7 protein-coding genes and 1 pseudogene are annotated in these 8,957 nt (G+C 70.9%); 6 read left to right on the top strand and 2 right to left on the bottom strand.

Annotated features, from left to right (window positions below):
* Window positions 1–200 precede the first annotated feature (200 nt).
* From COGEMETH_RS22185 to COGEMETH_RS25685, 4 genes are all read left to right on the top strand, one after another.
* Window positions 201–812, top strand: coding sequence for a metallophosphoesterase (locus COGEMETH_RS22185; RefSeq protein ID WP_147708293.1), 612 nt, complete (start codon window positions 201–203; stop codon window positions 810–812).
* The gene (locus COGEMETH_RS22180; protein WP_147708292.1) at window positions 809–2,047 is read left to right on the top strand and encodes an exonuclease SbcCD subunit D; all 1,239 of its coding nucleotides are present in this window, start codon (window positions 809–811) and stop codon (window positions 2,045–2,047) included. The genes COGEMETH_RS22185 and COGEMETH_RS22180 overlap by 4 nt, the downstream gene beginning before the upstream one ends.
* Window positions 2,048–2,073: 26 nt before the next feature.
* Window positions 2,074–5,817: an AAA family ATPase gene (locus COGEMETH_RS22175; protein WP_238184859.1), complete on the top strand. Its 3,744-nt coding sequence runs from the start codon at window positions 2,074–2,076 to the stop codon at window positions 5,815–5,817.
* A 223-nt stretch (window positions 5,818–6,040) separates the two neighbouring features.
* Window positions 6,041–6,163, top strand: coding sequence for a hypothetical protein (locus COGEMETH_RS25685; RefSeq protein WP_283205803.1), 123 nt, complete (start codon window positions 6,041–6,043; stop codon window positions 6,161–6,163).
* A 22-nt stretch (window positions 6,164–6,185) separates the two neighbouring features.
* Here COGEMETH_RS25685 and COGEMETH_RS22170 read toward each other — a convergent pair whose 3' ends face one another.
* Complete coding sequence (locus tag COGEMETH_RS22170) at window positions 6,186–6,386, bottom strand: hypothetical protein (RefSeq protein ID WP_147708290.1); 201 nt, start codon at window positions 6,384–6,386, stop codon at window positions 6,186–6,188.
* A gap of 196 nt (window positions 6,387–6,582) precedes the next feature.
* Here COGEMETH_RS22170 and COGEMETH_RS22165 point away from each other — a divergent pair, with 196 nt between their 5' ends.
* On the top strand, window positions 6,583–7,332 hold the full coding sequence (locus tag COGEMETH_RS22165) for a DUF5131 family protein (protein WP_147708289.1): 750 nt from the start codon (window positions 6,583–6,585) through the stop codon (window positions 7,330–7,332).
* Window positions 7,333–7,341: 9 nt separating this feature from the next.
* The gene (locus COGEMETH_RS22160) at window positions 7,342–8,433 is read left to right on the top strand and encodes a three-Cys-motif partner protein TcmP (RefSeq protein WP_147833497.1); all 1,092 of its coding nucleotides are present in this window, start codon (window positions 7,342–7,344) and stop codon (window positions 8,431–8,433) included.
* A gap of 208 nt (window positions 8,434–8,641) precedes the next feature.
* Here the strand turns inward: COGEMETH_RS22160 and COGEMETH_RS22155 are convergent.
* A pseudogene (locus COGEMETH_RS22155) lies at window positions 8,642–8,957 on the bottom strand (heavy metal translocating P-type ATPase); the annotation flags it as partial.

The raw sequence follows: 8,957 nt of genomic DNA, 5'->3' as shown, positions 1-8,957 counted from the left end.
GTGGTCGGGACCGCCGATCCAGCGAACGATTGCCCACGCCCTACTAGACAGCAATCTTGCGATCCGAACGCGATCGGTAAATAAGCACTCACCACGACAGGAGCTTTCCATGAAACGCATAGGCCGTCCTTCGCCCCCCTGAATTCCGGAGTGCAGACGACCCATGCGTCGAGCCTCCGCGCACTTGCGAGGAGCTCGAAATGCCGCCCCGAACCCTGTTCACGGCCGACCATCACGTCGGACATCGCCAGATCCTCAGCCCCAGGATGGCGCTGAACCGACCGTTCGAGACCATCGAGGAACACGACGAGACCCTCGTCGCCCGGTGGAACGCCGCCGTGCGCCCCGAGGACACGGTCTGGCACCTCGGCGACTTCTGCTACCGCTGCCCCGAGGCCCACGCGCGCACGATCCTTTCGCGGCTGAGGGGTCGTATCTTCCTGGTTCGCGGCAACCACGACCGCATCGGCGCCAGGCTGCAGTGGGCCGGACCCGTCGTCGACGTGGCCCGCGTCGTCGTCCAGAACCGCGACGGCACCCCCCAGGGGCTGTTCCTGAGCCACTACGCCCACCGGGTCTGGCCGCGGATGCACCGTGGCGACATCCACCTTTTCGGACACTCCCACGGCAGCCTGCCCGGCACCGCCGCCAGCACCGACGTCGGCGTCGACTGCTTCGATTACCGCCCCGTCACCCTCGAAGAGATCCGCGTGCGCCTCGCCGAGAACGCCGACGCCCTCTCGCGTGTACCGGCTTCGAGCCACGACCAAGGCCGCGGGCACGACGAACGATCGACGGAAGTGATGACATGATCCGCGTCCTGCACACCGGCGACTGGCACATCGGGCAGACCCTGCGGGGTTTTTTGCGCGAGCATGAACATGCGCGGGTGTTCGACGCGCTCGTCGCCCTCGTCGAGGAACGGGAGCCGGACGCCTTGGTGATGGCCGGCGACGTCTTCGACAGCCAGAACCCGTCCGGCGAGGCCCAGCGCCTGTTCTACGAGACACTGGTGCGCCTGCATCAGGCCCGGCCCGCGATGACGATCGTGGTCACCGCCGGCAACCACGACGCGGCCGGCCGGCTGGAGGCGCCGCGCGCCCTCCTCGATGCGATCGGCGTCCATGTCGTCGGCAACGTGCGGCGGCCGGGCGGCGCCATCGACCTCTCGCGCCACCTCGTGCCGATCCGCAAGGACGGCGCGGTGGCGGGCCACGTGCTCGGCGTCTCCTACCCCACTGCCGCCTGCCTGCCCGGCCTCACCGCCGGCCGCGTCCGCGACGAGGCCGGGTCGCCCATCGTTCGGGCGGTGCGCGACCTCTACGCCGCGCTGCACGAGGCGGCCCGCCCCGAACTGGCGGGGCTGCCATACATCGTCACCGGGCACCTTCACGTCGCCGGTGGGCTGGAATCGGAGGGAGCTGAACGCCGGATTTTGGTGGGCGGCGAGCACGCGGTCCCGCCCGACGTATTCCCGGAGGATGCCGACTACGTCGCCCTGGGGCACCTTCATCGCGCACAGGAAGTCGGCCGACCCATCGTACGCTACTCCGGCTCCCTCATCCCGCTATCAGCCACGGAACTGGCCTACCGCCACGGGGTCAGCCTCGTCACCATCGGCGATGGCCCGGCACGGACGGAACACGTCGTCATCGACCGGCCCGTCCTCTTCCTGCGGCTGCCGGAAGCGGGCGACATGGCGTTGGGCGAACTCGGGGACCGGCTGGCGGCCCTCGACCTCGATCCCGGCCTGCCGGTCGAGGCCCGGCCCTTCCTCCAGATCCGGCTCGCCCGCGCCGGATTGCCGGCCGGCTACCGGGCCGAGGTCGATCGGATCGCCGAGCGGTTCCCGGTGAGGGTCGTCGACGTCCGGGTCGCGAGCGTCGATGCCCCGTCGCCCGACCTCGCGCCGGTGGGCGGTCCCATGGTCCGCCTCGCCGAGCGGGACCCGGAAGACCTGTTCCGCATGGCCTTCCTCCAGACCCATGGGGTCGAGCCGGCCGCCCCGCACCTCGACGTGTTCCATCGCGCCAGGGCAGGCGCATGAACCGTCCGCAAGCCCGGGCTTGACCGATGCGCATCCTCGCGATCCGCGGCGCGAACCTCGCGAGCCTCGCCGCGCCGTTCGACATCGACCTCGACGGCGGCCCGCTCGGCGCCACCGGCATCTTCGCGATCACCGGGGAGACCGGCGCCGGCAAGTCGACCATCCTCGACGCGCTGTGTCTCGCCCTCTACGGCCGGTTTCCCCGCGTGAGCGCCGGACGCAACGAGGACGTACCCGATCCGGGTGGCCAGGCCATCAACTCCGGCGATCCGCGCGCCATCCTCCGGCGCGGTGCCGGCGAGGGCTTCGCCGAGGTCGACTTCCTCGGCCGGGACGGTGTCGCCTACCGCGCCCGGTGGACGGTCTACCGGGCCCGGAACCGGGCCAACGGACGCCTTCAGGCCGAGACCCGGATCCTGTCCCGGATCGAGGACGGCGCCGCGGTCGCCACCGGCAAGACCGCGGTCAACGAGGCCGTCGTCGCCCGAACCGACCTGACCTTCGACCAGTTCCGGCGCACGGTCGTCCTGGCCCAGGGCGAATTCGACGCCTTCCTCCTTGCCGGCGAGGGGGATCGCGCCGACCTGCTGGAGAAGATCACCGGGACGCAGGTCTACACGGAGATCTCGAAGCGGGTCCGCGCCGGCGCCGACGAACGTCGGGCGGCGTTTGCCATCCTCGTCGCGCGACACGACGCCATCGGTCTCCTCGACGTGGCGGAACGACGGGAGAGGACGGCCGAACGCGACGTGATCGACGCGGCGATGCCGGCTCTCGCGACCGAGCATGGATCCCATCTCACCGCCCTCGACCATGCCCGCCGGTCGGCGGCGGCCGAGGCGCGGTTCGCCGAGGCGGCCGTACTGGTCGAGCAGGCCGCCTCCGCCGTCCGGGACGGCCGCGACGACGCCGTGAGGCTCGCCGAGATCGAGGCCGTCGAACCCTCAAGGCGCCCGGCGGATGCCATGACGGCGGCCGAGGCCGAACTCGCTGCGGCAGAGGGCGTCCTGGAAACCGCCGTGGCTGACGTCGACGCCACCGGGGCGGCCCTTGCGGAGGTCCGGACGGGATTGGCGACGGCACGCGCGGCCGACGAGGCGGGCGAAGCGGATTACCGGGGTTTCACGCCGACCTGGGGCGCGGCCGGCGTTCTGGACGCCCGCATCGTGGAACTCGCCCGCGAGGCGGATGCGGCCACCGCCGGGGCCAAGGACGCGACGGCGAACCTCGACGGGGCCAGGGCCCGGAGATGCGATCTCGACAAGGCCTACGACGCGTTGTCGGCATCGCGTGATGAGACGGCCCGGCGGATCGTGGCGGACGCGGCCATGGCGCCGCTCGCCGACGGGGCGGCGGAGATCGCCGGGCTGTTCGAGAAGCGGACGGCCCTGGCCCTCGAACGCGACGCCGCCCTGGTGGCCCTCGCGGACGCGGAGACCCGGATCGGCGAGGCCGACGCCGCGACCGCCTCGGCAGCCGAGCAGGCGGCCTCGGCCCGCGAGGCCCGCGACCGGCACATCGTCGACCGGGCCAACCGGGAGGAGGAACATCGCGGCCTCGATGTCGAGGGCGCCGAGGCGGGCCATGCCCATCTCCGAACCCTCATGGAGCGTCTGGCGGCCGTCTCCGACCTGGCGCGACGCCATGACCGGGCCGGGGCCGAACTGGCCCGTGCACGCGCGGGCCAGGCCGATGCCGGTGCGCTCCGCGAGGCGACCGAGGCGCTGCGCATTGAGGCGGAAACCGCACGAGGCCAGGCAACACGTGCCCGGATGGAGATCGCGGCGATGGCGGACCTCGCCGAGCGCGGAGCATCGGCCGAGGCCGCGGCCCTGCGCAGCGTCCTCGTCGACGGCCGCCCCTGCCCGGTCTGCGGCTCGACGAGCCATCCCGTCGACGATGGCCACGGCGGCGACGCGTTGACCCGGCTGGCCGAGACCATGCGCGGCCGGCGATCCGAGATCGACGCCGAACTGGCCCGCGCCGATGCCGCCTTCGCCGAAGCCGTAGCCGCGAAGTCGGACGCGTCCGCAAGGTTCGACGCCGCCGCACGGGATGGGGCGCAGGCAGGCTCGACCCTCACGGATTGTGCCGAGGCCTACGCCGGACACCTGCCCGGCCTCGCGTCGGCCTGCCTTTCGGCCGGGGTGCAGGAGCCACCACACACGCTGGGGCCGGGATCCGTCGATCGGCTCGGATCGATCGCCGAGGCCGCCGGAGCCGTGCGTGCCTCGCTTGCCGCGAGGCTCGAAAGGGCACGTGCCCTGTCCGGCGAGATCCGCGTCGCGGAGAAGGCCATCGCGGTCGCCGACGGCGTGATCGCCGCCGCGGATCGGCTGATCATGGCGGAGGCCGCCCAGCGCCAGGACGCGGCCCTCGCCGCCGAACGCGCCCGGACCCAGGCCACGGCGTCGACCGACCGGATCGCCTCCATCGTCCGCAAGCTCGGCCCGATCCTCGCCCCGGCGGGCCTCGACGAGGCGCAGCTTGCCTGCGACCCCGATGGCACGGCCCGTCGCATCGCCGGGCTCGGGACCGCCTACCGCGAGGCGCGGGAGAACCATCACGGCATCGTCTCGGCATTGAACGACCTCGTGCCGCGCAGGGCCGTGGCGACCGAGGCCGAGGCCACCGCCGCAATCCTTCGCGAAACGGCGGTGCGATCCGCCGATGACCGGGCGACGGCGCTCGTGGACGTGCGGCGGGATCGTGCCGGGCTTCTCGGTGGCGAACCGACCGACGGCCACCGCGATCGCGTCACGGCCGACCGCGACACGGCCCGCGAGAACCACCGCATGGCGCTTGAGGCGGCCGGCATCGCCGCCGCGCTCCATGCGACGGCCAACGGCGCCGCGGAGCATGCGGATGCACAACGCCGACGCGCCCGAAACGTCATGGGAGAGGCGCAGGGGCGGTTCCTGGCGTCGTGCGGCACCCGTGGCCCCGATGCCGTGCTTGCCCTCCTGGCGGTGCCCCTGGAGGCCGTCACGGCCCTGCGCGAGGCGCGGGACCGGCTGCTGCGGGCGTACGAGGCGGCCGAGGCGGGATTGGCCGCCCGTCGCACGGACGTCGACGCGCTGCGCGGCCTCCCGCCCGTCGACGTTCCGGGCACCGAGGCCGCCGCCGCCGCGGTCGCCGAGGCCATCGCGACCCATCAACGGCGTCGGGGCGCACTCGACGCCGAGCTTGCCCGCGACGACGATGCCCTGGGCCAGGCCGCGAACCTCTCGGGGGAGATCGAGGCCGTGCGCGAGGGCCTCGACGCGTGGGAGATGGTCGACGCCGCCGTCGGCTCCGCGAACGGCGACAGGTTCCGGCGCTTCGCCCAAGGCGTGACGCTGGAGCACCTGGCGCATCTCGCGAACGAACAACTCCGCACCCTGAGCCCGCGTTACGCCCTCGTGCGCAGCCAGGGCACGGACCTCGCGCTGCACGTCCTCGACCGCGACATGGGCGACGAGCTTCGCGGAACGCGCAGCCTATCGGGCGGCGAGCGCTTCCTGGTGGCTCTCGCCCTGGCGCTGGCGCTCTCGGGCCTGGAGGGGCGAGCGGCCTTCGTCGACACCCTGTTCATCGACGAGGGCTTCGGGTCGCTCGATGCCGAGACCCTCGACGTCGCCATCGACGCCCTGGAAAGCCTCCAGGGCCAGGGTCGCCGGGTCGGCGTCATCACCCACGTCGCGGCGATGATCGATCGCATCGCGGTGCAGGTCCGCGTCGAGCGCCGGGGCAACGGGCGCAGCGTCGTACGGGTGACCGACGGTGCATAGCCCGGATATCCGAAGGGTAGGACATCGACCCGATCGGAAGCGGAAGCGATCCCTCCGGGACCGAACCGGGAATTCGGCGTTCCCCCCGGGGGCGCCGCCTCATGCCCCGGGTCCGGTATCGGGATCCTCGTCGTCCGTCTCGGATCCGTCGGGACGATCGCAAACCAAGACCGCTTCGTGAGCCCTTAAGCGTCCGACGAAACCCTCGTATCCGCACTTCGGCATGGCGGCCATGAAGTCCTCCCAACTTGGCGCCGAGCGGGTCAAGTTGGCCGGAGCATGCCGGGGGGGTATCGATTACGGCATCACGCTTCTCGTCGAATGGTTCGACGAGAAGCTCGTCTGAGATCGGCTACAGCCCGATGCGCCTACCGCAGCGTCGCTGTTTCCCCTGGCTTCAAGGGACGGTCCTCGGCGTCCGGATCGCTGATCGCGTTGAGGCGCCCCAGGTGCTCGAAGACGTGCTCGAAGGCGTCGGTGACGGCCTGCTCGAAGGAGCCGTCGCCCTTGCCCTGGGCCTGCTTGAGTGAGCTCAGCAGCTGCTGGTGCCGTTCGATATCGCTGGTCATGGGAAACCTCGTCGGCGGGGTGGGTCGGGGTACGGCAAGCCTCGATCCGTCGCAACGGTTCCGGCGCACGGTGTGCCTGAGACGGATCGAGAGCCGCACCGATCGCAGAAAGCGGCTCGTTCCGGCTGGTGCGACGCGTCGCGTTCGGCCAAGCTGTCCGTTGCGACCCACCGCGAAGTGTTCTAATTTTGTTCCTATGGCTCAGAGCTCGGCGATAGAGTGGACGGAGGCGACTTGGAACCCGGTGACGGGATGCACCAAGATCAGCTCCGGCTGCGACAACTGTTACGCGGCGCGGTTTTCCGAGCGCTTCCGCGGCGTTCCGAACCACCCGTTCGAGAGCGGCTTCGACCTGACGCTGCGTCCGGCGCGGCTTGAGCAGCCGTTGGCATGGCGGCGCCCGCGGATGATCTTCGTGAACTCGATGAGCGACCTGTTCCACAAGGACGTTCCGACGTCCTTCGTCGACCGCGTCTTCGACACGATGGAGCGGGCGGACTGGCACGAGTTCCAGATACTGACAAAGCGCAGCTCGCTGATGCGGGATTACGTCAACGCCCGCTACGTCTCGCGTCCCGTGCCGGCCCACATCTGGCTCGGCGTGTCGGTCGAGGACGGAACCAAGAAGTCCAGGGTCGCGCACCTGAGGGATACCAATGCCGCGGTGCGGTTCCTGTCCGTGGAGCCCTTGATCGGGCCGATCGGGACTTTAGATCTCATCGGCTTGCATTGGGTCATCGTCGGGGGCGAGAGCGGTCCCGGCGCCAGGCCCATGGAGAAGGCGTGGGTCGTGGACCTGCTGCGGCAGTGCGCGCGGGCCGACGTGCCGTTCTTCTTCAAGCAGTGGGGCGGGCGGTCGCCGAAGACGGGCGGTCGGCTGCTAGACGGGCGCGAGCACAACGGCTGGCCGAGGAACGCGCGCGCGGCTGTGTCCGCCGCCTTGTAGGGGCGATGGATGAAGCCGCAGCGGGTGACGTGGGCGCTTGAGGACCACACCAGGGCCAAGCACGAGATCCTGCGGCGCTACCTGCAGGCCTGGTTCCCGATCCTGGCGCTGGGAGGCTTCCCGCGCATGGTGTTCATCGACGGCTTCGCGGGCCCGGGCATCTACGACGACGGCAGCGACGGCTCCCCGCTGATCGCGCTGAAGGCGTTCCTCGACCAAGCCACACCGATCCGCGCCGAGTGCCACTTCCACTTCATCGAGAAGGACGAGGCCCGTGCGGACCGCCTGCACGGCTGCATCGGCACGCTGTTCGCGGCCCGGGCCAAGCCGCGCAACCTCCACGTGCGCGTTCATTCCGGTGAGGGCTTCGAGCAGGTCTACGCGGAGGCGCTGCGCGACCACCCCCGGAACGCGCCGGTCTTCGCGCTTGTCGATCCGTTCGGATGGAACGGCATGCCGATGACCGCCATGCGCGACCTGATGAACCGCGCCAGCGGCGAGGTCCTGGTCAACTTCATGTTCGAGGAGATCAACCGCTTCCTCACGCACCGCGACCAGCCGGACAACTTCGACGCGCTGTTCGGCTGCCCGGACTGGCGCAAGGTCACCGCCTTGCCACCGGCGCAGCGCAAGGCCGGCATCCGCGACCTCTATGCCGCCCAGCTCGTATCGATGGCCGGGGCCCGCTTCGTCCGGCATTTCGAGATGCGCAACGGGCGGGAGCGGACCGACTACTACCTGTTCTTCGCAACGAAGAACCAGAAGGGCCTGAAGAAGATGAAGGAGGCCATGTGGTCGGTCGACCAGCGGGGTGGGATGGCTTTCTCCGATGCGACCGATCCGGGCCAGCAGGTGCTGTTCGACGGCAGCGATCTCACGCAGCTTGAAGGCATTCTCGCGCGCCGGTTCTCAGGGGCGACGGCCGACGTTGACGAGATCGAACGCTTCGTGGTCGAGGAGACCGCTTTCCGGGAGACCCACTACAAGGGGATCCTGAAGGGGATGGAGGCGCGGGTCCCGGCCGCGATCCAGGTGGAGGCCTGCCGGGAGGGACGCCGGCGCGGGACCTATCCGGCCGGGACGCGCGTCCGGTTCGCCTGAGCCGGAAGGCCCCGTCGAGATCGGACGGGCCACGGGTGGCCCGAGCGTCCGGAACGGGCCGCATCGCCGCGGTATGGCCGACATCGACGCCTTCGCGCGACGCATCGCCGACGATGCCCTGTCGGGGCGCAACACGGCAGCCGTCGGCGACCTGTCCGCGAGGATTTCTCCGTCGTTCCCAGCGGCAGGGCCAAACACCGGACCATGCCTAACGAAGCCGCATGCCAAGCAACCGCAGCGCGTTGCCCGTGACGAGCACCGTGGCACCGGTGTCGGCCAGGATGGCCGGCCACAGCCCGGTGATGCCGGCGACGGTGGTGGCGAGGAACACGAGCTTCAGCCCCAGCGCGATGGCGATGTTCGCGCGGATGTTGGCCAGCGTCCTGCGGGAGAGCTCGATCATCCGCGCCACGTCGGCGACGCGCCCGTGCAGCACCGCGGCATCGGCCGCCTCCAACGCGACGTCGGTGCCCCCGCCCATCGCGATGCCGACGTCCGCGGCCGCGAGCGCCGGGGCGTCGTTG

It is taken from the genome of Methylobacterium trifolii (assembly GCF_022179685.1).
Lineage (GTDB): Bacteria > Pseudomonadota > Alphaproteobacteria > Rhizobiales > Beijerinckiaceae > Methylobacterium > Methylobacterium trifolii.
The sequence above is the reverse complement of the archived record's forward strand: the minus strand, read 5'-3'. Positions and strand labels throughout refer to the sequence as shown.

Coding starts and splice junctions, on each gene's coding strand:
- COGEMETH_RS22170 (WP_147708290.1), bottom strand. CDS start 6,386: ATGACCAGCGATATCGAACGGCACCAGCAGCTGCTGAGCTCACTCAAG.
- COGEMETH_RS22180 (WP_147708292.1), top strand. CDS start 809: ATGATCCGCGTCCTGCACACCGGCGACTGGCACATCGGGCAGACCCTG.
- COGEMETH_RS22185 (WP_147708293.1), top strand. CDS start 201: ATGCCGCCCCGAACCCTGTTCACGGCCGACCATCACGTCGGACATCGC.
- COGEMETH_RS22165 (WP_147708289.1), top strand. CDS start 6,583: ATGGCTCAGAGCTCGGCGATAGAGTGGACGGAGGCGACTTGGAACCCG.
- COGEMETH_RS22175 (WP_238184859.1), top strand. CDS start 2,074: ATGCGCATCCTCGCGATCCGCGGCGCGAACCTCGCGAGCCTCGCCGCG.
- COGEMETH_RS25685 (WP_283205803.1), top strand. CDS start 6,041: ATGGCGGCCATGAAGTCCTCCCAACTTGGCGCCGAGCGGGTCAAGTTG.
- COGEMETH_RS22160 (WP_147833497.1), top strand. CDS start 7,342: ATGAAGCCGCAGCGGGTGACGTGGGCGCTTGAGGACCACACCAGGGCC.